Below are 23260 nucleotides of genomic sequence, written 5' to 3' on the forward strand. Positions count from 1 at the left end.
TATTAGTGATGGTAAATATCTTCATACATTACTCCTGCACGGATTTCCACGGGAAGTTTATTCTCCTCAGGAACAATAGGGCAATTGTAATCGTAAGCATTATATGCACAAAAAGGATGATAAGATTGATTAAAATCAAGTACAATAGTGTTCCCTTTCGGAATCTTCAGATCCATATATTTCCCTCCTCCATAGGTTTCTTTTTCATTGGTAGCATCACGGAACGGAAGAAAAAGATAGTCTTTGTATTTATCCTGTTTAATTAAAGCCAGACTTTGGTATAAAGTGACCGTATAGGGTTTATTATCCAGCATAAATGTGGCTTTTCCGTACTCCTGATATGTTTTTGTTTTTCCTGAAGAAGTAGGAAGTTCAAAGGGTTGTGTATCTTTTGATTTAACAAATTTAGCGGTTACTCTGTATTTGACATCAAAAGGAAAGAAAGGGTGTCCTTTAAAGTTTTTAAAATTATCTCCTCTTAACGGAGTCTCTTTTGGATTGAGATATTCAGCATTGAGTTCTTTCTGAAATTTCTGAACATCTTTTTCTTCCTTTGAAACTGTTTTCTGAGAAAAAGCCCACAGTGGAAGGAGTAAAAAGAGTACTATATATTTTTTCATGAATATAAAATTATAAGTAAAACTATGAATTTCGGAACAACAAAAGTTAAAATTCTAATAAAAAAATATAATCTGTTTTAAATAAAATAAGCACCGGCTGATCTAGCATACTTTTTGAAAAACAAAGCTCATGGACAGAAAAAATTTCATCAGGACCAGTGCATTAGCGATATCAGGTTTCTATTTTCTTCAATCTGAACTATTCCGGGCCGCGGAAAGAAAAAACAGCCAGATAACAGAAAATACTGATGTTCCGATTATAATCATTGGCAGCGGGTACGGAGGAGCTGTATCTGCATTACGCCTTTGTGAAGCCGGAAAAAAAGTGGTGATGCTTGAAATGGGTCTTAACTGGGAGAAAGCAGGAATTCCGTTTTCCAATCTTTTGAAACCCGGGAAAAGTTCTGCATGGCTGAAAAAGAAAAGCATTGCACCTTTCATGAATATTTTTTCTTTAACACCTTTTACCGGAATATTAGACCGTCTGGATTTTGAACATATCAATATCTGGGTAGGAAGAGGCGTTGGCGGGGGCTCTCTTGTGAACGGAGGTATGGCGGTTACTCCCAAAGAAAGCTATTTCAAGGAAGTTTTTCCAGATCTTGATGCTGAAAAGTTTTACAATCATTACTTTCCTCTGGTACGGGAAGAGCTCAAGGTAAATGTGATTGATGAACAGTTTCTGAAAGACTGTCCTTATTATAAATTCACACGGGTAGGTGAAGAAGAGGCCCACAAAGCTGGTTTTAAGACCATGAGAGTTCCGAACGTGTATGATTTTAAGTATATGGAAAAAGAATTCCGGAATGAAGTTCCCCGCTCAGCTCTTAATACCGAAGTTATTTATGGTAACAATTATGGAAAAAACAGTCTGGATAAAACTTACCTCAGAAAAGCGATGGAAACCGGAAATTTAGAAATTCTTGATCTTCATCGTGTCCAAACGATAAAACTTAATGATGATAAAAGCTATACATTAAATGTTCAGCAAATTGATACATCGGGAATTCCGGTTGCCGACAAAGTTTTCAACTGTAAAAAGCTGATTCTTTCCGCAGGAACAATGGGAACTTTACAGCTTTTGCTGCAGTCTCATGCAGAAAACAATTTCCCTGTTCATGAAAAGATCGGAAAAAAATGGGGAAATAACGGGAATTTTATGACCGGAAGAAACTGGGTAAAACCTTTGTCTGGCGGTACAGGAGCCAAGCAATCTACTATTCCGGTAGGCGGTATTGACAACTGGGATGATCCTGATCACCCGTTTTTTACAGAGATTGCCCCTTTACCAATGGGAATGGATGTCGCTACGGCTTTATATCTGCTGATCAACAGAGTTGATAAAAAGGGAGAAGTTGTGTACAATAAAGCCAGCCGATCTCTGACTTTGAACTGGGACGAAAGCAATACTGCCAAAATGAGAGAAAATGCCCAATATTTTATCCGTAAAATGAATAAAGCCAATGGCGGAACCCGAAGCCATCTGCTTTTCAATAATGGTTTCGGAGCTGATATCTGTTATCATCCGCTTGGTGGGTGTGTTCTGGGTGAAGCTACCAACGAATTCGGAAAACTAAAAGATCACGAAAATATGTATGTTCTGGACGGATCATTAATTCCCGGAACCATTGGCGTCAATCCGTTTGTTACGATTACAGCGATTGCAGAATACTGTATTGAAAACCTCATCAAACACAATGAATTTGCCTGAAATCAGGGTATTGATTGTATTTCTGTAAGATAGTTACGAATATCGTCTTCCAATTTCACCGGATAGATAAAGTGAAGTTTTTCGGCCAAAGAAGTTCCCAGCTCATGTACCAGATCAGCACAGGCAAATAGTGCTTTCCAGTTTTCTTCAATATCATTTCCTGAGAAAGTAGCTTCCACTTTATTCCATAAGTCCGAAGATAAATATTGTTTGAAAAGTCTTCCGTGTTTATTGGTCGTAATAGTATTCCAGTCATGATTTCCGGCAATATACCATTCAATCAAAGGAACCAGATAATCTGTACGCAGGACATTTTCAGACATGAATTTGGCATAAAAAATATCCCCACGTTTAAGACATTTTGCCACATAGGTTGTATCCCACCAGAAATCATTAAACAGCTGTTGAAATTCTTTTTCCGTAGGCTGATGTATCATGATCGACTGATAGGTCGGCGGTTTCATATTTCTTGTCAGACCATCTTTATCTATTAAAACCTGATATCCTACATCCCAATCCTCGGGAAGAGTTTCTTCATTGATTTCTTCAATAAATTCAGATATCTGGTAGAGCTTAAAGTCAACTTTCACATGGTCTTTATACAAAACCATTTTCATGGCATGTTTTCCATCAAAAACACGATCATCTTCTTCAATCATGGAAATAGGATCACCAAAAAGTCTGATCCATTCATTTCCGGATTCATAAGATGTTCTGTTTTCAAAAACAAGCTCTACATCCAGATCACTTAAATCATCTACGGGAGCATAAGGGTTCACCAGTGAACTGGTCAGAAGAACAGCACGGATATCAGGGTTGTTTTCGGCCCAATGAATAATCTGTTTCAGTTTTTCTTCCCTTACTTTCATATTAATAAGATTCTGAAATTTTTACACGATACACATCTGATGAATTTCTCTTGATTGATTCTACAAAAAAGCCACCTTCTTCAGGAATTACTTCTTTTAAATCAAAACTTTTACAGTCTTTCGGAAGCCCGGAAAATATCAGGGTAAACCAAAAATCTTTCATAAAAGGAACCGGAGTCCAATAAGGAGAAATTGAGATGTTTTCCACATGAATCAATTTACTTCTATGCTCAGACTGATTATCAAAAAGATAGGTCGAATGCCAGATCCTGATCAGGTTTCCTAAAAACGGTGATGCCGGAAAACAACAGTGTACAATCACCTGCTTCTCCTCTTCCGTTTTTGTCTTAAGGGATTCCAGGATTTCCTTGGCAATAACAGGTTTTACAATTACTTCTTCCACCTTTTAATAAGTAATAAATAATGAGCAATGAGTAATAGATGCTGCTACTCATTGCTCATTATTGGTATTAATATTCTAATTCTAATTTTTCTTTTGTATAATTTCTCACTTCATTGGTCAAAGCAGGATTTTCAGCCAGCTTTTGTCCATAAGAAGGAACCATTTCAAGCAGTTTCCCTTTCCATTCGCCATGAAGTTTTTCCGGGAAGCATTTTTCTAGCACATTCAACATGGCATACACTGCTGTAGATGCTCCTGGTGAAGCTCCCAGCAAAGAGGCAATTGTTCCGCTCTTATTCACCACCACTTCAGTTCCGAATTCCAGCTTACCTCCTTCTTTTTCATCTTTTTTGATGACCTGAACCCTCTGGCCTGCTACTTTCAATTCCCAGTCGTCTTCTTTAGCATCTTTGACAAATTCTCTCAAATGCTGCATTCTCTGAGATTTTGTCATGGCAACCTGCTGAATAAGATATTTCGTGAGAGGAATATTATGCCACCATGCTCCGAAAAGCGATTTCAGGTTTTTGGTGTTTACACTTTCAGGAAGATCAAGATAGCTTCCTTCTCTCAGGAATTTGGTGGAGAAACCTGCAAAAGGCCCGAAAAGAAGAGCTTTCTTACCATCAATAATTCTAAGGTCAAGGTGTGGAACAGACATTGGAGGTGCATCTACCGTAGCCTGCGTATATACTTTAGCCTGGTGCTTTTCTACCAATTCCTGGTTATGGCTTACCAGCCACTGTCCGGAAACCGGGAAACCTCCGTAACCTTCACTTTCTTTAATATCTGAACTGTCCAATAACGGAAGCGCATATCCTCCTGCTCCAATGAAAACAAAGTCTGCCACCACTTCCTGCTTGTGACTATGGATTCTGTCTTTTACCTTCATTCCCCATTTTCCGTCTTCTCTTGGATCTATGTCTTTCACTTCATGATATAGGAAAACCTCAACGTTGGAATCTTCCAGAAGATGTCTTCCCATTTTTCTTGTCAGTGTTCCGAAGTTCACATCCGTCCCCATATCCATCTTCGTTGCCGCCATTACTTCAGACTGATTTCTTTTGCTCATTACCAAAGGAATCCATTCTCTCAGTTTCTCATGATCTGTGGAAAATTCCATTCCTGAGAAAAGAACAGATTCTGCCATTTTATCGTGGCGTTTTTTAAGATATTCAGCATCTTTTTCTCCGAATACCAGACTCATATGCGGACATGAATTGATAAATTCTTTTGGCTCATGAATATAGCCTTTGGTGAGCAGATATGCCCAGAATTGTTTTGAAATTTCAAACTGTTCTGCAATACTTTCTGCTTTGGTGATATCAATAGACCCGTCTGGTTTTTCCGGGGTATAATTTAGCTCACAAAATGCGGAGTGCCCTGTTCCGGCGTTGTTCCATGCTGCTGTACTTTCTTTGGCAAATCTTCCGAGTCTTTCAAAGATTGCGATTTCAAGATTTGGATCAAATTCATGAAGCAGCGTTGCTAAAGTGGCGCTCATGATTCCGCCGCCTATCAGTACAACGTCATATTTAGGTTTCGGTGTTCTGCTTGTAAGCGATTGTGACATAATTTTAAATTTTACTTCAAATTTCGGGAAAAGTTTTAAAAACAGGAACGCGTTTAACGATTTTAACACGTTATTTTTTGCTGCAAAAACACTTCTTGAGTACACAACAAAAAACCATGGAAAATTTCAATAAAACATCATTGAAATGATTGATAATATGAGAGCATTATTACCTCCCGGATTATCAGAATGAGCATAAAAAAACTTAAGCATTGGGATGCTTAAGTTTCGATTAATTTTATTTTTCAGCAATAAAGCCTTGTTTTTTAGTTCAATTTTGCCGTCAGTTTTTTAAACTGTTTTTCAGCGTTTTTACCTTCATAAAGAATGGCATATACGGTATCTATAATCGGAAGTTTAAGATTCTTCTGCTTCGCTGTTTTATAAATAGAATCGGCAGCATAATATCCTTCAGCCACCATATTCATAGACTGAATGGCAGATTTCACGGTATATCCTTTTCCGATAAGATTTCCAAGGTTTCTGTTTCTTGAGAAAAGTGAGTAAGCAGTCACCAGAAGATCCCCCAGATAAGCGCTTTCATTCACATCTCTCGGTGCTTCATAGATGGCTTCCAGGAAAGCTTCCATTTCACGGATTGCATTGGAAACAAAAACAGCGGTAAAGTTATCGCCATATCCCAATCCACTTGCTATTCCCGCTCCTATCGCAAAAATATTTTTAAGAATGGCACTGTACTCATTTCCTAAAATATCTTTACTTGTATGTACTTTAATAAAGTCTGAACTGAAGATTCCTTCAAGTTTTTCAGCCGTTTCATCTTCTACTGCCGCAATGGTAAGGTAAGAAAGTCTTTCCATTGCTACCTCTTCTGCATGACAAGGTCCTGCAATAACAGCTTGATTTCTGAACCCTATTTTAAATTCATCACGCAGATAATGGGCTACCACATCATTTACTTTAGGAATAATCCCTTTAATTGCAGAGATAAAGATCTTATCGGAATAATCGCAGGTCATCTTGTCCAGTGTATCAGACAAATAGATAGACGGAGTTGCCAGAACAATAACGTCACAGGCAGAAACCAGTTCATTGATGTCCGTTGTTAATTTTAAGCTTTTCAGATTAAAGTGAGCAGCTGTAAGATAAGTCGGGTTGTGTCCGCGAAGCTCAATGGCTCCTTTTACAAATTCACTTCTTACGCACCAGTGTACAACTTTGCAGTTTTCAACAAGCATTTTTACGATAGCGGTTGCAAAACTTCCGCTCCCTACAACTCCTACAGAAATATCCTTTTTATTCTTTTTTGGATTCGAAGATTCTGAAATAATTTTCTTTTTAGCCATAATTGGAATGTGAACTGCAAAGATATTAAAACAAAGACGTAACAAAGGCTTTGAAACTATGATAAACGCCATTTTCTGAAAAAATTAACACTTCAACACAATTAAACAGCTAATTAACCGTTAAATACAGAAAAAACTGAATTTTAATTAAAAATAACCGGCAAAGCTTATTTTTAATTAAATTTGCAGCTTCAAAACCGTTTTAAATTTACTAAGAGAAGAAATATGAAAAAATTTCTAAGCAGCAAGAAGAACGTAAACATTCTCCTGGGAGGACTTTTGCTAGTAGTTTTTGCACAAGGTGTCTTCATTGCGAAGCTCTTTTCTGAAAGAGACGACAAAACCTACGAAGTCAATCTTGTAAAAATAAACACTGAAAAAGACAGTGTAGATTATCTAAAAATGAAAACTGATCTTACCCTCGTAGATCAGACAGTGGGCCAACTTAACTCCTTCCTGAAGTCCAAAGACATTACCAACGAAAAACTGATGATGCTCAACCAGGACAGTATTTCAAATTCTATTTATCTTTCCAAACAAGCAAACCGATACAGCCAGTATCTGATGGATCTTCAGAAAAAACTGATGCAGGTTCCTTTAGGTATGCCTACAGACGGATATATTTCCTCTAATTTTGGCGTGAGAAAAAACCCGATTCCATTCAAAACTGTTTTCGCTTCGGTAAAAACAAGTGCAGCAGCGGAAGCGAAACCGGCAGTGGCTGCAGCTCCAAAGCCTGAAGTAAAAGCTGAACCTGTTGAGAAAATTATTGAACTTACAGACAGTTATGGAAATAAAAGGGAAGTGAAAGTAATGGTTACTCCAAAGGCAGCTCCTGTGGCTGCAGCATCAGCACCTTCTACAACAAAAGCTGTGGCTGGAACTACAACTACTACTAAAACTACTGCTGCTGAAAAAAACAATCCGCCTGCTGAAGCTGATCAGATGCAATTCCACAAAGGACTGGACATTGCTGTTGCCTATGGTTCTGATGTAAGAGCTGCGGCTGCCGGAACAATTATTTTTTCCGGGCAGAAAGGAGGTTATGGAAACTGCGTGATTGTTTCTCACGGAAATGGTCTGGCTACACTATACGGACATTTATCTCAACTTGTATCTAAGGTAAATGATAAGGTAAAAGTAGGTCAGGTGATTGCCAAATCCGGAAATTCAGGACGTTCTACAGGTCCTCATCTTCATTACGAAGTACACAAAAACAATACTCCGATTAACCCGAAATTGTTTATGAATCTATAAAAGGAAAGGCTGTTCACATAGAACAGCCTTTTTATTTTAATCCTGGAGATCTGTTTTTACGGGAATTCAATATTCAATAGTTTTTTTGTCTTTCTGTCAAATGCAAGATTGATAAAAGGAAACAACTGCTTTCTCTGCCCCACTTCCCTTATTAAAATGATAGGTCCCAAATTGGAATCTTCAATAAATTCAAATCCCTGAAACTGTATTTTTGTTATTGCTCCTAATTGAGAATCCATTCCTGAAAGTGTCTCTTTAGCCACTTCCTCTTTAGGTTTGAATTTTGGATCAAACATTTCAAGCATTCCATGGTAATCTTTATTCATCAAAAATGAATTGATCTTATCAATTTCCGGGTATATATCTTTTACTTCCTGCAATTCTTTTTGGGTAAATGATTTTGTAAAACTTGCCCCATCAGCTAAAAGTAATTTTGTTTTAACAACATCATAGACTCCGGGTTTTTGATTCTGAAAAACGATAAATGCAATATTGGCAGCATTGGATATCGCTCTTTGTGGTTGATTATTGATCAGTTTACTGTCTTTAATCTGTACTTCAAAAAAATCGCTGGATGTTCCGTTCAGTGTTTGTACTCCTTTCATCGTTTCAACATAACCTCCGTAAAACTTCAGAACTTCGTCAACAGATTTTTTATCTTCGGATGTTGTCGCCAGTTTACCACAGCTGAATAAAAATAAGGTCAACAACAGAAAGGGCAGCATTTTAATTGATTTCATGAGTTATTATTTGATTTTTAAAAATAAATTACAGATCCTCTTCTCTTTTTAAAAACCGATTTTCTGCAAATCAAATATAACAAAAAGTACATGCAAAAATTTACATGTACTTTTGATTCTTATCATTATTTCAAAATTTTAAGAGTTCCTTTCGGATGGGTAAATGTACCATCGGGACCTGCAATATTTGAATACACTATATTTTTATTATAATCCTGAATATGGGTTACATTGAAACCAAGATGCGGCTCATGCCAATAGATCATAAAAACATTCTTCTCTACTTCTACAGCCGTATATTCTACAGTATCTGTACTGTTTTTTGAACTTCCGGCTGTTCCGGTGAAGGTCATTGTTTTATTATCTTTAAAATCAAGAAGGAATTTTACGGTTCCAAAATCAACTTCAACTTTATGACCGATGGCCGGGTATGGAGATTTCAGATCCCAATCCATTTCTTTAAGATAAACCTTAACTCCCATTCCAAGCTCTTCTTTTCCTGGAAGATCGGGGTATTTTTTAACCATAAAATCTACAATAGCATCCGAAGTTTTATTTTCTGTCACTGCCTGTTTATAGTTTTCCAGATAGCTTTTCACAAAATCAAGAGATTGTGGTGATGTAGAAAGTTCTGCAAAATGAGAAGGAATTACCTGCTCCGGTTTCAAAGCTTTCATGGCATCAATCTGCCCTATCCATTGGTCAATTGCTTTTGCATTCTGAGTGTCTGCCATCCAAAGGTGTGAACCTACTGACACTGAAATCCCACCAGCAATGGTTTTAATGGAAGGAATCCAAAGAAAACTGTGTGCCGGATCTTCAGGATTTTGTCTGATTTCAATTTTGTTTCCTTCAAGATCAGGAATGGAAACAGCAGCTTCAGGAACGATAATTTCCGATGGAGCATCTGCTTTCAACTGTGGTTTCCATACTGCAAATTTATCATCTTTTGAAGCTGATATCAGATAAGCTGTCTGCGCTGTTGAAATAATTTTTGCATTAGGAAAAGCTTTTCTGATGACATCCAGCCCAAAATAAAAATCAGGGTCACTGTGAGAAATAAAAACTGTTTTCAGGTTTTTTCCTGTCGCTTTTATTTCTTTCACAAGCTGTTCAGCATATTGTTTCTGAAATTGGGCATCAACAAGTATGGCATCTTTATCTCCATAAATAATGGTGGAAGTAATCGGGAAAATAGCTTTGGTTCCCGGATTATATACTTTCACTTTGAGGTTCCCCGCAAATATGCTGATACATCCCAACAACGTCAATAATGACAATAATTTCTTTTGTATCATTTCCGTTTTTTTATAATTAATAAGCCGCTGTAAAACGTTCTCTGATATGGTTGTTCTGTTCCAGTTCATCTACCAAAACTACGGCTACATCTTCTACAGACAGACGGCTTCTTCCGTTTTCATCAAATACCGGAGTTTCTAATGAAGTTCTGTATTTCCCTGTTCTCTCTCCTACATTCGCCTGGTTCATTTCCACTGCAGGACTGAAGAATGTCCAATCCAATATTTTGTTTTCTTTGATTTTGTTCAGATAATCTCTTGCTGCTGTAGCGCCTGGTTTGTAAGCATCCGGGAAATCAGGCGTGTCTACGATTTGTACATTATCCGGAGTGTAAAGGCTTCCTGCTCCACCTACTACGATCAGTCTTTTTACACCGGACTGCTCTACTGCTTTTTGAATATTTTCAGAACCATTCAAAAAATCATTGTATAGATTAGGATTCGTCCATCCTGCGTTGAAAGTACTGATAACGGCATCGCTTCCTTTTAATGCTTCAGCTAATTCATCTACATTGTTTACATCAACGCTTTTTGCCGTTACATTCTCCTGTGATTTTACTTTAGATGCATCTCTTACCAATGCTTCTACAGCATAACCTCTGTTTGTTAATTCTGCTACTACATTTGCTCCTACAAATCCTGTTGCACCAATTACTGCTACTTTTTTCATAATGTTTTATTTTTAATTAAATTGTAATAAATTTTGTTACATTTAAAGATAAAAAATTTTTATTCGAACTGGTCAGCGAATACCTGTAATGACTTGTCTCCTAAAAACTTTACTACTAAATGGTCTGTTTCTTCAAATAATGTATTTAAATGAGTATTAATCTCCTTACCAACACTACAGGCTGGATTAGGGTTCTGATTTTTTTTCCCTAATACTTCTGTATTTTTCACTGCTTTATAGATCTCAGAAATAGTGATCAATTCCGCATTTTTGCCAAGCTGACTTCCTCCTTCTTTTCCCTGTCTGCTGATAATCAAGCCTGCTTCTCTTAATACGCTGATTTCCTTTCGGATAATCACCGGATTCACATTGATACTACCGGCTATCCACTCGGAAGTAAGCCACTCCTGAGGGCTCTTCGCCAATAAGGTCATAATATGTATTGCCGTAGCAAATCTTGTATTGTTCATTGTAATTGCACTGCAAATATACATTTTTTTTAAATGTAACAAAATTTATTACAGTTAATTTTTTCTTAAAGGATTAATTTATCCAGATCAAGCAGCAGATAATTGATGTTCTGATTGATGGTACGGGTTGCTGACTGCATCTGATTGAGCATGGCAGCACGGTTATTCAGATCATCTGCTCTGTAAAACCCACCATCACTGAAAATCACAGACTTATCTGCAGCTTCTTTTACATCATCAAACTGATAATGAAGCCACCTCTGTTTCATATTTCCTATAATAGAATATTCTTCTTTGTTGGAAAACTTCTTCTCAGTATACATATACCAGATGAAAGGTGGAAAATTGGGAGACTCCAGTTTTTCTTTCCAGATATCTCTCAAAAGATTCCTCTGATGAATAAATTCTACCTTTTTTCCTTTCGGGTTAAGGGTTGCCAAACCAAAGCCTGCTCCTAAAATACCTCCTCCGATACCTATTGCATTATCCCAGCCATCACTTTTCACAATTCCTCCGGCAATAGATGAAGCTGCCCCGGCAATGATTGAATATAAAATCAGTTTATTATTTCTTGAGGCATTTAGATTATCCACATAACTTCCGATCTGAGCTACTCTCTCTCCCTCACAGTCAAATTCTGCGGCCACCGCATCCAGTTCTGTTAAAGCAATCGTAATCCTGCTGTTGATTTTGGTTTTAAGCTGCAATATTTTCACTTGTGAAGTGAGGGAAGAATCTTTTTTCAGTTCGATGATTTTGTGAACATCATCAAGATTACCCAATGCATTTAAAATTAAAACACTCTGATCGGTAAACATTCCGCTGAGTTCTTTATTGGCTGCTAAAATAGAATCCGAATTATAAGATGGAAGTTTATTATTATAATTATACTTAAAGGGAGCTTTACAGTAGCTGTCCTTAAGGGTAAGAATATTCTGCTGGATTGCCTGATTTTTTTTGGAAACACAGGACACCAGTAAGCTTACCACAGCGAGAAGGTAGAAGAGTTTTTTCATTCAGTCATATTTTTGTGTTACCGGACGTATTATAAAACAAATCTTTTCCTGTCACCTTTGTTTTGCAATTATCAATACGAATATAGTACAAATAAAAAAAATTACCTGAAATCAGGTAATTTTTTAATCTATTTTTAAGAAGGATTATTTAATATCCAGCAATTCAACTTCAAAAACAAGCGTACTGTTTGGTCCGATTTCTTTGCTGATCTCCTGATCTCCATACGCTAAATGCGGTGGAATAATCAGTCTCCATTTGCTTCCAACAGGCATTAATTGAAGAGCTTCCGTCCATCCAGAAATTACTCTGTTTAAAGGGAAAGATGCAGGTGTACCTCTTTTTACAGAGCTGTCGAATACTTTACCGGAAATAGTAGTTCCGTGATAGTGGCATTTTACAGTAGACTTAGGCCCTGGTTTTGCTCCATCACCTTCTGTAATGATTTCATACTGTAAGCCGCTTGGTAACTGCACAACGCTTTCTCTCTTACCATACTCTTCCATATATTCTTTACCATCTTTCAGGTTCTTTTCTGCCAATTCTTTTTTACGTTTAAATAACATATCTGCTACTCCCATATTATAAATTTTTTACAAAGATAAGGCTTTTTTAGAGTTGGAAGATGGAAGCACGATGAGGGAAGGTTAAAAATCCAAAGCATTTCCTATCATAACAACATGCTTCTGATTCATTCTTATTAAAAAAACTAAACATTAACAATCAACAAGTTAACCATTCTATTTTTCAATATTCACTAATCATATTGTCTTACATTTCCTTATTTTTAAACATCTTTTCCACAAAGTTCAAATAATTGTAATACTTACTTAACACAGATTTCGAAACTTGGCGTTATAATTGGATTTTAAAAACTAAATGCCAAATCCATTAAAATATAATAAGAAGTTTGATGAACTGAATGAGGAGGAAAAAAAACTTCTGGAACTCAATAAAAAAACAATAGCGGATTTTGTTGAACAATCCTCTTCTATCAGTGATGTCAATTATGCTACAAGAAATGCTCATGCAAAAACGTATGCTGTAGCAAAGGGAACATTCTGGACTGAACCGGATATTCCGGAATCACTGCAGCCTTTTTTTGATAAGGAAAAATTTGATCTGACCATCCGATTTTCCAATGCCCAGCTGAAAATTAAAAACTCTAAAAAGGATATTCCTGCTTATGGGTTTGCCGTGCAGATCAAGGATGAGAACGGCGGATTACTTGCTAATTATCCATTGGTAAATTTTTCGTTGTTCCCGATTAATTCTGTATCTACTTTTCTGAAATTGTTTACCGCTATTAATAAGTTTTACATCAAAAAATGGAGCAGCCTGTTTCCAATGCTGCTTCAGATAATTAAAGTAATTCCTTCTGCATTGACCGGTGATATGGTTCGTAATATGATCAAGCTGATAGGTAAAAGAAATGATTTTATCCTGTCATTTGATTATTATTCTATAGGTGCTTACCGACTGGGAGATCAAATCATTAAAATAAAATTATCTCCTAAGAATGTGGATAAACATACAGGGAAAAAGCAGCAGATCAAAGACTCATTAAAAAATTACCTGCAGTCTCATGATTTTTCTGCTGATATATTGATACAGCTATGTTACGATCTTCAGGATCAACCGATCAATAAGTTGAATGTAGAATGGAAAAACTCTCCTTTCATTAAAATCGGTGAGGTAAAAATAAATAAGGATTCATTGCTCGATTCCCGTGATTGTACCAATGAACTGATGTCATTCAATCCTTTTGAAAGTAAAATCTTTTTTCAGCCTGTAGGAAAAATACAGAAACTGCGTGATGAAGCTTATAAAGTATCTGTACAGACGAGGAGAAAGATTAATAAACTGCTGCATGGGAAAAACGGTTAATATAATAATGAGTTATGAATTTTTGCACATAACGTAAAAGATATTAATATAGAGGACAAAAAAGGAACAGTGTTTAGACTGTTCCTTTTCTACTATTTATAAATTATTATTTTTCAGTTTTAATTAATTTTCTAATGATTATCATGCCTTTGGCATCTTCTACCTTTACCCAGTATAATCCTTCTGGTAAGGATTGTACATTAATACTATTACTGTCTGCATAGGAACCGACTAACCTTCCTTCTTCGTTATAGATTTCCACTGTTTTAATTCCTGATAGATTTTTAATTATAAATGAAGTCTTTGTAGGATTTGGATACAATATTATTCCTTCATTTTTTCTACTGTTTTCTCCTACTTGCAATGTCATGGTCGTAGGGCATGAAATGGCTGTAGGTATTATTCTTTCAGCATTAGTACCATTTCCAAGCTGGCCGCTGGTATTATCTCCCCAAGACCAAAGTGAACCATCTGTTTTTAAAGCAAGTGTATGATTATACCCCCCAACTACACTTTTCCAATTACTGTCTGTACCTATTTGTATAGGAGTCATTTTAGTAAGATATGTACCATCACCTAATTGGGCTGTCATATTATCTCCCCAGGCCCAAAGTGTTCCATTATTTTTAATAGCTAATGAATGATTGACTGCAGCGAAAACACTTGTCCAATCAGAAGCAGTACCTATTTGGGTAGGAACAAGTTTATCTATAGTTGTACCGTCACCTAACTTTCCAGAAGAATTATACCCCCAGGCCCAAATTGTACCGTCTGTTTTTAATGCAAGACTGTGATTAGCTCCAACTGATATGCTTTTCCAGTTAGTATCTGTTCCTATCTGAACGGGAATTTTTTTCCAAATTGTAGTACCATCTCCCAGTTGTCCTGTTGCATTAAAACCCCAGGCCCAAAGTGTTCCATCAGTTTTAAGTGCAATACTGTGAAATACTCCGACTGCAACAGCTTTCCAATTAGTATCCGTTCCTATTTGAATGTAATTATAGTTCTGGTCTGTTATTGTTCCGTCTCCTAATTGCCCAAAAGTATTATTTCCCTTAGCCCAAAGCGTTCCATCTGTTCGTATAGTTAAAATATGCACTCCTGGAGCGACACTCTTTAAATTTGCAGCGTTTCCGATTTCTGTAGGGCTGGTTATATTTTCATTGGTAGTACTCACGAGTATTCCCATAAAATTACTTCCCCATCCCCAGAGTGAATTATCAGATTTTATAGCCATAACATAATCTTCTGCAGGAGTTGATATGATACTTTTCCAGTTAGTATTCCCTATCTGAACCGGGCTTGTTTTATACACATTGGTTCCATCACCCAATTGTCCATACCAATTATTTCCCCAGGTCCAAAGACTTCCGTCATTTTTTAAACCAACAGAATTCGATCTTCCTGTAGAGATTTCTTTCCAACATTGGGAAAAAGCCAGAAAAGGCGTAAGTAAAAAAAGTAAGAATACTTTTTCGATTGATCGATTTTTTCTCATTTGTATTTAAGTTTTATATCCGAATTATTTTTCAGATGAGCATATAATTCAGATGGTTATTAGTTTATAACATCGAATAATTTTCCACAAATATAAAACAAGAAAATGAATTTCCACCTAAAAAAAGACTGTCGTTATAACAGTCTTGTACTTATAATTTCCGGTCTTCTTCCCTGATATCCAAATCATTGATGCTTGCATATCTTTTTGCCATAAGACCGTTTTCATCAAATTCCCAGTTCTCATTTCCATACGCTCTGAACCAGCCTCCATCTTTAGTCTGATATTCATATTCAAAGCGGACAGCAATGCGATTATCTGTGTGTGCCCAATATTCTTTTTTAAGCTTATAATGAAGCTCCTTCTCCCATTTTTTCTGAAGAAATACTACAATCTCTTCTCTGCCATTCACAAATGTATCTCTGTTTCTCCATTCGCTGTCGATAGTATATGCTTTGGAAACCTTTTCGGGATCCTGACTGTTCCAGGCGTCTTCTGCCAGTTGAATTTTTTCCAGTGCCGTTTCAAGGGTGAAAGGCGGAAGCGGATGTTTTTGTTCCATAACTTATTGTATTAAATTGGTGACTATTTTTTTTGATTTTTCAATGAGTTCATTGGATTTGAAAAGCTGGCTTTCTATAATACTGCTTTCAAAAAGCATATAGACATGATCGGAAAGTTCATCATCATTATTTAGCAATTCTAAAAAAAAATTTCTCAGATCTGCCTTGTGAGATTGAATGACACTCAGAATTTTAACATTATCCATTGGTATTTCAGATAAAATATTCAGGAAGCTGCACCCACGGAAATTTTCTTTTTTATTCATATATACCAGAAAATCGAAAGCCTGGATGGTTTTAGATCTCGGGTCTTTTTCCTTTGACAGAAAACTATTGAGTTCACTGAACCAATATTCATGTCTTACCTTCAGAAATTCTACACATAGGTCTTCTTTGGATTTAAAATATTGATAAAAGCTTGCTTTGGCTACTTCTGCCTCGGAAATGATCTGGTTGATTCCTGTAGAATTGTACCCTTGTTTTGCAAACAATTCAAAGGTTATTTCTACTATTCTTTCTCTTGGAGATTTCATATGCTTTTCTTTTCTGGAACAAATGTATGAAAAAAAATAATATACAGACCAGTCTGTCTATTTTATTTTAAAATAATTTTTGGGTAAAATGTCGGAAAACGCAAAGGCGCGAAGTTTTCATGAAAAATAATGTGTTAAGGCGCAAGGATTTTATCTTCTATAAAATTTAATACTGCTAATCATATGACTTTTGCTGTAAATCCTATATTGAGCGAAGCCGAAATATTCTCGCGCCTTAAAAACAGCACAATGCTTATCCTTTTTGCGCCTTTGCGTTTTCCAACAAAAAGCCTCCAGAAATAAATTCCAGAGGCTTTTAATATATTTTTTAAATAAGATTATTTTTCTTCCAATTCTTCTTTCTTCTCTTCTTCTTTTTCAGGGAAGATGATGGATAACAGAACAGAGATTACCAATACTCCTCCTACGATTCCCAAAGAAACCGGAGACGGAATATGAATCCATGGTGCGATAAGCATTTTAACCCCGATAAAGGACAGGATAATCGCCAATCCGTACGGAAGTTTGCTGAACATATGGATAAAGTTCGCCAACAGGAAGTATAATGATCTTAATCCTAAAATCGCAAAGATATTTGATGTATAAAGGATAAAAGGGTCATTGGAAATCGCGAAGATCGCCGGAATGGAATCTACTGCGAAAAGAACGTCTGTAAATTCAATAACACCAACTACCACTAAAAGAGGAGTTGCCATTTTGATTCCGTTCTGAATGGTGAAGAATTTATCTCCATCATAGTTATCGGAAACTTTCCAGAAACTCTTGATTAGCCTTGCTCCTGCTGTATTGCTGTAATCTTCATCATCATCATCGTCACCGTCGCCCCAGGATTTGATCCCCGCATACACAAGGAATAATCCGAACAATGTCATTACAACGTTGATTTTCACTGCTTCTCCGAAGATATTCATTTCAGGAAGGTAAGTCAAGTTTATTAATCCTACTCCTGCAAAGATAAATATGGCTCTGAAGATTAACGCCCCGATGATCCCCCAGAAAAGAACTTTGTGATGAAGATACTTCGGAACTTTAAAGAAACCGAAAACGAGGATAAATACAAATAAGTTATCTACAGACAGGGCCTTTTCAATCCAGTAGGCAGCCTGATACTGGGTAAATTTTTCTATTGCCAAAGCATGGCTTTCAGGACTTCCATCGGTATTGAATACCCAATACACCACTCCTGAAAAAACCATTGAAAGCGAGATCCATACTATTGACCAGATGGTAGCTTCTTTGGAAGATACTTCATGACTTTTTTTATTAAATACCCCTAAGTCCAGGAGCAGCATGATAACGACTGTTACTGCAAATCCCCACACCAGACCTGGGTGCAGTTCTAAAATACTTTGATGTTCCACTTTAGTTATGTTATTATATGATAAAAGCAATAGATGTACAGAGTACAAATATTGCTATTTTATTTATCTTTTGATTGACAATTGATTACAGGTAATTCATCTGAACTGTCTGAACCGTCTGTTCCAGTTTTTTGTCTGCAGTAGGATCTCCGATAGCGTTGAATTTCCACTCTCCGTTTCTCTTGTAGAAAACTCCCATTACCATGGCAACATGTCCCCTGAAAGAAGCATCATTTGCAATATCATATTTTGCAAAAACTTCTCTTACGTTGGTAGGTGAACCCTCATAAATACGGATAGAAGCAAAAGGAATGGTTCCGAAATCCTGACCTCTGTAGCTGTTCAGTACCATTGCAACGTGTTCTACGTTAGGCTCCAGTTGGCTGAAATCTACAGTGATTACTTCATTATCCAATCCGTCATCACCATCCACATCACCAGTAAGGTCGTCTCCGCTGTGTCTTACAGATCCGTTTCTTGATTTAAGATTCCCAAAATAGATTACTTCTGTAACATTTTTGTTTGAATCATATAAAATACAGCTTCCGTCTAAGTCTACTGCTTCTTTTTTAGTTCCAAAAAATCCTTTCTTTTCAATTGCTCCCCAGTTGATTCCTACACAAGCTTGAGAAAGCTCAGCTCCATTTTCTTTTTTAAGGTTGATTCTCTGACCTTTTTGTAAGTTGATAGCCATCTTTTTATGTTTAGTTGTTATTTACTTTTTGCAAAAAAGCATACTTCTTTGCTTTTCAAATTTCGTTTTAGTTATTATTCAAATTCAGATTAAGCATCGCGCGCAGAATATTCGTTTCTTCGTCAAAATCAAATATCTTGCTCATAATGTCCATATTTTCAAGGTTTTTAATATAATCTTTCAAAACACCTTCCACTTCTGCCGGTAAAGCACGTTTTCTTTCGTTCATACTATTTTCCAACTGTTCATTTTTATTTCTCAGCTGATCGATAATGGAACTCTGGTTAGACTGATTTTCAGAAATATCCAGCTTATCCAATTCTTTGTCAAAAAGATACAATTTCTTTTCGTCTACACTGAAAATAAAATAATCATCAGACTGAAAGATTTTGAAAAGTTCATAATCGTGGGTTCCGATAAGGTAACCACAGACAAAACGGACTTTAAACCCTTGTATATTAAGCCTTCCTAGTAATTTTCTTTCAATGGAATAATCTTTATACTGATAAGCAGGAAAAGAATCGGATTTCAACAATAATTCATCTGCTTCCGTTCTGTAAAATTCCTGAGCATATTTTTTATGAAAATACAGTACATTATCCCAATTGGCCGTAAAACTATCTTCTGTAAGGTCTTTATATAATGTTTTCAGATGTTGGGAAAATACACCGCTATACATTTTCCTGTCGGTTTGAAAACTGTCTACCCGTCTTTCTTCAAAACCTGAAATATATTTACTGTTGATGTTAATTTCATTGATAACAGCCAGCATGTCATTTTCCTTCTGTTTTTTAATTTTAGTAAGAAGTTCTATGAGACTGTCGGTATACTGCAGATGGAAAAGTTCCAGTTTATTGTAATCCAAAGCCGTATTTTCCTGGAACAGATTGTGGATAATATCTGTTTTGATGTAAATAGATATTATGTCAATATGTTCAAAAAAATTCGCAAGAAGCTTAAGCTTGGTTAATCTCCTTTTGCTTTGCGACAATATGGTTGCTGCATCATCCCCCACCTTAGTATCCTATAAATTAACCTCTGACATTCGCTTTTAGTTCATGCTCCAATGTCTGAAGATCCTGATCCAGTTTTCTTCTGTTATCTGCTCCCTGTTTCTGAATTTGTTTCACTTCATTCAATGTATTGATCAACATTGATGTTGTTTCTTTCAATGTTTCCACAGAAACAATAGTCTGCTCGTTCGCTCTGGCAACATTTATTGAGTTCTGGCCAAGACGCTCTGCATTCTTTCTTAAAATTTCTTCTGTAGTAGAAGATACTTTCTGCTGGATTTCAATATTCTGCTGCTGTCTGTACATTGCTACAGCCAGTGAAAGCTGGTTTTTCCAGACAGGAAGCGTAGTGGTAAGAATCGTCTGTGCTTTTTCAGCAATAGAAACGTTGTTGTTCTGTACCAGTCTGATCTGTGGAAGTGATTGCATCATAATCACACGCACCACTTTAAGATCCGCCATTCTTCTGTCTAATCTTGCAATGAAATCTCTCTTATCCGCAATCTGATAATCCTGAAAATTCTGAGGAGCAGTTTCCATTTGAGCAAGTTCTACTGCAGCTCTTTCCATTCTTATATTTCCTGCAATTACAAGTTCTTCAATCTGCTTGATAGAATTCACATTGCTTTCAAAAATAGTCTGAAGTACCGCATTATCCTTTGTAGAAGTAATAATACCTGCATTTACTTTATAAGAGATCTGCTCAATATTATTGATGATCTTATCATATTTTGCAAATAAATTTTCCACCTGCGTCATTACCTTCTTCATAAATGGTAATTTACTCAGGAAGCTTTTTACTTTATTTCCGTTAAGCTCTTCTACATCTACATAGTTAAGCTCTACCAAAAGGTCATTGATAAGTCCCCCTACTTCTCCTGAGTTTGATCTTCTTACATTTCCTAAGAAGCTATCACTCTGGTTAGTTAAAGTTTTCTGAAGTTCCGCCCCGAAATTCACAATAGACCCCGGATTGGCTTCATCAATAGAGTTCGCAAGAACTTCATATTTCTGACGTTCTTCTGACTGCAGCTGAGTCAGATTTACATTTCCCTCTCTGTCCAGAAGAACTGCCGGTGCTGTATTCTGAACAGGCTGAGCCGGAGTTGGAGGAACCATTGGAGTAGGTTCAAAGGTTTTAAGAGGTTCTATTGATCCTAGCGGATCTATGGGTTGATTTTCCTGATTGTCCATAATTACTTCTGATAAATTGATACAAATTTCTCAAGGCCTTCTCTCTGTCCTGCCCCTACAGCCTCAAATTTCCATTCTCCGTTTCTGTTGTAAATTCTTCCGAATTCTACTGCGGTTTCGATTGAGAAATCTTCATCTAATTCATATTTTAAGATTTCTTCATTGGTATCTGTATTGAAAATTCTGATGAAAGAATTTCTTACCTGTCCAAAGTTTTGCTTTCTTGAATCTGCTTCGTGAATCGTTACTACTACTGTAATTTCTTTGATCGCATCATCAATTTTGGTAAGATCAATTTTGATCTGCTCGTCATCACCAGCTCCTTCCCCTGTAAGGTTATCTCCTGTGTGGATCACCGATTTGTCCGGAGATTCAAGGTTGTTATAGAAAATAAAGTGATTATCTGAAACTAATTTTTTATCGTCTCCAAGCAAAAACAAAGAGGCATCAAGGTCAAATCCTGTCCCTGTAGAAGTATTATTGATATCCCATCCTAAACCTACAGTAAATTTAGGTGCGTTAATGTTTTCTCTTTGTCCTTTTTGTAAGTTAATAGCCATAATATAATTCCGTTTGTGTTAAAGTATTGATGTTATTTTCGTATTCTTTTATTAAATGATAATTGTTGCTGATGGCCAGTTCCAAAAGCAGGTCCATCTGTTCTCTTTTTACTTTAGACGTAAGATAATCAAAATTACTTGATTCCAGTCCTAAAATATATTTTACAATCCTTGTATTGAATTCAAAACTCTCTTTATTCATCACCTCTGCAACATGTTTTACATTTTTTACTGCATAATAATTGAAAAAGTTTTCAATCTTAGGATCAAGGTCAAAATTCATCAGTTCAGCATAATACAGGAACATAAAGTCTGCCTCTACGCTGTATTCATCCAGAATTCTGTTGACTGTATATTCATGACTTCCCGTGATTTTTATATCGTCTATAAAAATACAAAGTTTTCCTCTCAAAAAATCTTTATCGATATAATAAGTATCATTTGCGATCAGATTTTTACGGTCTTCAAAATTGAGGTTCCCGTAATCTGTGATATAGGTGTGATTACGGTTGATTTTAGATAAAACACTTGACTTTTTTCCTTTTTGAAACAGATAAAAATCCAGATGTTTTTTAAAGAAAAAACATAAGAAATTAGAAGCCGTAGGAATCGCCATATAAGGACTTGGAAGTACTACAATCTCTTTATCACTATCTAAAAGCGCTTCGTTTCCGGAAATAAATCCGTCGAATAATTCTTTTGCAAATTTTTCAGCATACGACTTATCGCCATATTTGAAATAGCTGTATTCCGCGGGTGAGAATGTAAACTCATCTGCGGAATGAATGTGGTGTAAGCTGTATCTTGTATTCATGTTTATTTTTAGTGTTTAAGTAAATGGGCACTGAAACCGAAGTTCTTTGCTCCTTCATAATCAGCAAACGGATTGTCTCCGATATGCAGAATCTGGTGCATTGGCAAATCCTGATTTTTGATATTATTTTTCACTTCCTGAAAAATAAGAGGGTTCGGTTTGGAACAGTTGATTTCATCAGAATAAATGTGGAAATCTATATACTGATCAAGGTTTTCGTGGATCAGAAATTTTCTCATGGTTGTTCCTTTGATAAATCCTGTATTGCTCAGAATATTGATGGTCTTTCCCTGATTTTTAATATCCTCAAAAAAATCATGGATATTCTCAAAAATCACAATCGGTCTGTATTCCAGAAATAAATCTTCACTTTTTCCGTAAAACTCATTGAGTTTTTCTTTATTCAATTGTTTTACATCCACACCCAGAGAACCAAGAATCATCAGATAAATTTCAAAAGTGTCTATATTTCCTCCCGTGACTTCATTAATAGTATTGCAAAGATCATCGTAATATTTTACAGTTTTCGCAACTTCTTCTATCGGTTTATCTACGTTAAAAAATGAGGAGAACAGCTCAACTCTTTTTGCTTTAAATTCAGGATGAGATTTGATTAAAGTGAGCCACAGGTCAAAGGAAAAATGACAGTGGTTATGGATGTCGATATCTGTTTTCAATAGGTTTTAAGTTAAAAGTTTTTATTTAGCTTCTTGAAAAAGATTTAAATTTTTTTAATCATCAACAAGTGTTTACCATACTATTCTTCCCAAAGATAAAATATTTATCATAAAAGCATTACGTTCATTATCTGTTTTAAGATATTTTTATGAAATTCTATGAATTTGAAAGACTCGCAGAAGATGGTTTTTGGAGCGTTTAAAAAAAATATTTTCAAAAATTCTTTGGAAATCAAAAAAAAATTATAATTTCGCAACCGATTAAAAATCAACAATGTCAACAAAAATGATAAATATTATTACATTAAGCAATCCTGTCAGAGCTGTGTTCTTTGGCAGCACTGAATATTTATCTGAATAGTTCTATAGATCTTTTATACCCAAAAATATATTGAAGACCTGTCTATTCGGATAGGTCTTTTTTGCTGCCCTGATTTCAGACTTTAACAATTCAAAAAAACTTCTGTTATTTGTTAAGATCTCTGAAAATTTCACTTTGATACGCAATACAAA

Annotated in this window: 24 protein-coding genes; 3 read left to right on the top strand and 21 right to left on the bottom strand. The window is 36.0% G+C overall.

Features of this window, described 5'->3' with window-relative positions; all coding sequences use genetic code 11:
- Positions 1 to 2: 2 nt before the first annotated feature.
- A complete protein-coding gene (locus ACLMCG_RS16855) occupies positions 3 to 620 on the bottom strand; it encodes a DUF1684 domain-containing protein (RefSeq protein ID WP_413960333.1) in 618 nt (205 codons plus the stop codon).
- A 130-nt stretch (positions 621 to 750) separates the two neighbouring features.
- On the opposite strand from ACLMCG_RS16855, the gene ACLMCG_RS16860 reads away from it, so the two are divergent.
- On the top strand, positions 751 to 2331 hold the full coding sequence (locus ACLMCG_RS16860; RefSeq protein ID WP_413960334.1) for a GMC family oxidoreductase N-terminal domain-containing protein: 1581 nt from the start codon (positions 751 to 753) through the stop codon (positions 2329 to 2331).
- Positions 2332 to 2333: 2 nt separating this feature from the next.
- Here the strand turns inward: ACLMCG_RS16860 and ACLMCG_RS16865 are convergent, their stop codons facing one another.
- The 4 genes from ACLMCG_RS16865 to ACLMCG_RS16880 all read right to left on the bottom strand — a co-directional run bounded on the left by ACLMCG_RS16865 (position 2334) and on the right by ACLMCG_RS16880 (position 6483).
- Positions 2334 to 3200 carry an AadS family aminoglycoside 6-adenylyltransferase gene (locus tag ACLMCG_RS16865; protein ID WP_413960335.1) on the bottom strand — a complete coding sequence of 289 codons (867 nt, stop codon included), beginning with the start codon at positions 3198 to 3200 and terminating at the stop codon, positions 2334 to 2336.
- 1 nt (position 3201) lies between these two features.
- Complete coding sequence (locus tag ACLMCG_RS16870) at positions 3202 to 3603, bottom strand: hypothetical protein (RefSeq protein ID WP_413960336.1); 402 nt, start codon at positions 3601 to 3603, stop codon at positions 3202 to 3204.
- Between the two features lie 67 nt (positions 3604 to 3670).
- Positions 3671 to 5176, bottom strand: coding sequence for a malate dehydrogenase (quinone) (mqo, locus tag ACLMCG_RS16875; RefSeq protein ID WP_413960337.1), 1506 nt, complete (start codon positions 5174 to 5176; stop codon positions 3671 to 3673).
- Positions 5177 to 5442: 266 nt separating this feature from the next.
- Entirely contained in the window at positions 5443 to 6483 is a 1041-nt protein-coding gene (locus ACLMCG_RS16880; protein WP_052184756.1) for an NAD(P)H-dependent glycerol-3-phosphate dehydrogenase, read from the bottom strand.
- A gap of 225 nt (positions 6484 to 6708) precedes the next feature.
- Between ACLMCG_RS16880 and ACLMCG_RS16885 the strand changes: the two genes are divergently transcribed.
- Entirely contained in the window at positions 6709 to 7740 is a 1032-nt protein-coding gene (locus ACLMCG_RS16885) for a M23 family metallopeptidase (RefSeq protein WP_413960338.1), read from the top strand.
- A gap of 56 nt (positions 7741 to 7796) precedes the next feature.
- On the opposite strand, the gene ACLMCG_RS16890 is transcribed toward ACLMCG_RS16885, so the two are convergent.
- The 6 genes from ACLMCG_RS16890 to ACLMCG_RS16915 all read right to left on the bottom strand — a co-directional run bounded on the left by ACLMCG_RS16890 (position 7797) and on the right by ACLMCG_RS16915 (position 12513).
- Positions 7797 to 8480: a hypothetical protein gene (locus ACLMCG_RS16890; RefSeq protein WP_413960339.1), complete on the bottom strand. Its 684-nt coding sequence runs from the start codon at positions 8478 to 8480 to the stop codon at positions 7797 to 7799.
- Between the two features lie 125 nt (positions 8481 to 8605).
- Complete coding sequence (locus ACLMCG_RS16895; RefSeq protein ID WP_413960340.1) at positions 8606 to 9778, bottom strand: MoaF-related domain-containing protein; 1173 nt, start codon at positions 9776 to 9778, stop codon at positions 8606 to 8608.
- 16 nt (positions 9779 to 9794) lie between these two features.
- The gene (locus ACLMCG_RS16900) at positions 9795 to 10448 is read right to left on the bottom strand and encodes an NAD(P)-dependent oxidoreductase (RefSeq protein WP_413960341.1); all 654 of its coding nucleotides are present in this window, start codon (positions 10446 to 10448) and stop codon (positions 9795 to 9797) included.
- A 59-nt stretch (positions 10449 to 10507) separates the two neighbouring features.
- Complete coding sequence (locus ACLMCG_RS16905) at positions 10508 to 10942, bottom strand: Rrf2 family transcriptional regulator (RefSeq protein ID WP_413960342.1); 435 nt, start codon at positions 10940 to 10942, stop codon at positions 10508 to 10510.
- A gap of 41 nt (positions 10943 to 10983) precedes the next feature.
- Complete coding sequence (locus tag ACLMCG_RS16910; protein WP_223601112.1) at positions 10984 to 11934, bottom strand: hypothetical protein; 951 nt, start codon at positions 11932 to 11934, stop codon at positions 10984 to 10986.
- Positions 11935 to 12078: 144 nt separating this feature from the next.
- Positions 12079 to 12513 (bottom strand): FKBP-type peptidyl-prolyl cis-trans isomerase, encoded by a 435-nt coding sequence (locus ACLMCG_RS16915; protein ID WP_051934256.1) that lies wholly within the window; start codon positions 12511 to 12513, stop codon positions 12079 to 12081.
- Positions 12514 to 12811: 298 nt separating this feature from the next.
- On the opposite strand from ACLMCG_RS16915, the gene ACLMCG_RS16920 reads away from it, so the two are divergent.
- Entirely contained in the window at positions 12812 to 13819 is a 1008-nt protein-coding gene (locus ACLMCG_RS16920) for a catalase (protein WP_413960343.1), read from the top strand.
- Positions 13820 to 13925: 106 nt separating this feature from the next.
- Here ACLMCG_RS16920 and ACLMCG_RS16925 read toward each other — a convergent pair whose 3' ends face one another.
- The 10 genes from ACLMCG_RS16925 to ACLMCG_RS16970 all read right to left on the bottom strand — a co-directional run bounded on the left by ACLMCG_RS16925 (position 13926) and on the right by ACLMCG_RS16970 (position 22747).
- Positions 13926 to 15317: a T9SS type A sorting domain-containing protein gene (locus tag ACLMCG_RS16925; protein ID WP_413960344.1), complete on the bottom strand. Its 1392-nt coding sequence runs from the start codon at positions 15315 to 15317 to the stop codon at positions 13926 to 13928.
- A gap of 151 nt (positions 15318 to 15468) precedes the next feature.
- Complete coding sequence (locus ACLMCG_RS16930; protein ID WP_413960345.1) at positions 15469 to 15879, bottom strand: DUF1348 family protein; 411 nt, start codon at positions 15877 to 15879, stop codon at positions 15469 to 15471.
- Positions 15880 to 15882: 3 nt separating this feature from the next.
- A complete protein-coding gene (locus tag ACLMCG_RS16935) occupies positions 15883 to 16413 on the bottom strand; it encodes a TetR/AcrR family transcriptional regulator (RefSeq protein WP_413960346.1) in 531 nt (176 codons plus the stop codon).
- 338 nt (positions 16414 to 16751) lie between these two features.
- On the bottom strand, positions 16752 to 17795 hold the full coding sequence (locus ACLMCG_RS16940) for a TerC/Alx family metal homeostasis membrane protein (protein ID WP_129042352.1): 1044 nt from the start codon (positions 17793 to 17795) through the stop codon (positions 16752 to 16754).
- Between the two features lie 85 nt (positions 17796 to 17880).
- The gene (locus tag ACLMCG_RS16945; RefSeq protein WP_213278133.1) at positions 17881 to 18489 is read right to left on the bottom strand and encodes a TerD family protein; all 609 of its coding nucleotides are present in this window, start codon (positions 18487 to 18489) and stop codon (positions 17881 to 17883) included.
- Between the two features lie 67 nt (positions 18490 to 18556).
- Entirely contained in the window at positions 18557 to 19504 is a 948-nt protein-coding gene (locus tag ACLMCG_RS16950; RefSeq protein ID WP_223601107.1) for a hypothetical protein, read from the bottom strand.
- 16 nt (positions 19505 to 19520) lie between these two features.
- Positions 19521 to 20696: a toxic anion resistance protein gene (locus ACLMCG_RS16955; RefSeq protein ID WP_413960347.1), complete on the bottom strand. Its 1176-nt coding sequence runs from the start codon at positions 20694 to 20696 to the stop codon at positions 19521 to 19523.
- 2 nt (positions 20697 to 20698) lie between these two features.
- Entirely contained in the window at positions 20699 to 21256 is a 558-nt protein-coding gene (locus ACLMCG_RS16960) for a TerD family protein (RefSeq protein WP_142719508.1), read from the bottom strand.
- Positions 21246 to 22070: a phosphoribosyltransferase family protein gene (locus ACLMCG_RS16965; protein WP_413960348.1), complete on the bottom strand. Its 825-nt coding sequence runs from the start codon at positions 22068 to 22070 to the stop codon at positions 21246 to 21248. Before ACLMCG_RS16965 ends, ACLMCG_RS16960 begins: the two co-directional genes overlap by 11 nt.
- Before the next feature lie 8 nt (positions 22071 to 22078).
- Positions 22079 to 22747 (bottom strand): HAD family hydrolase, encoded by a 669-nt coding sequence (locus ACLMCG_RS16970; RefSeq protein ID WP_413960349.1) that lies wholly within the window; start codon positions 22745 to 22747, stop codon positions 22079 to 22081.
- Positions 22748 to 23260: the final 513 nt, after the last annotated feature.

It is taken from the genome of Chryseobacterium sp. S90 (genome assembly GCF_047444895.1).
Taxonomy (GTDB): Bacteria; Bacteroidota; Bacteroidia; order Flavobacteriales; family Weeksellaceae; genus Chryseobacterium.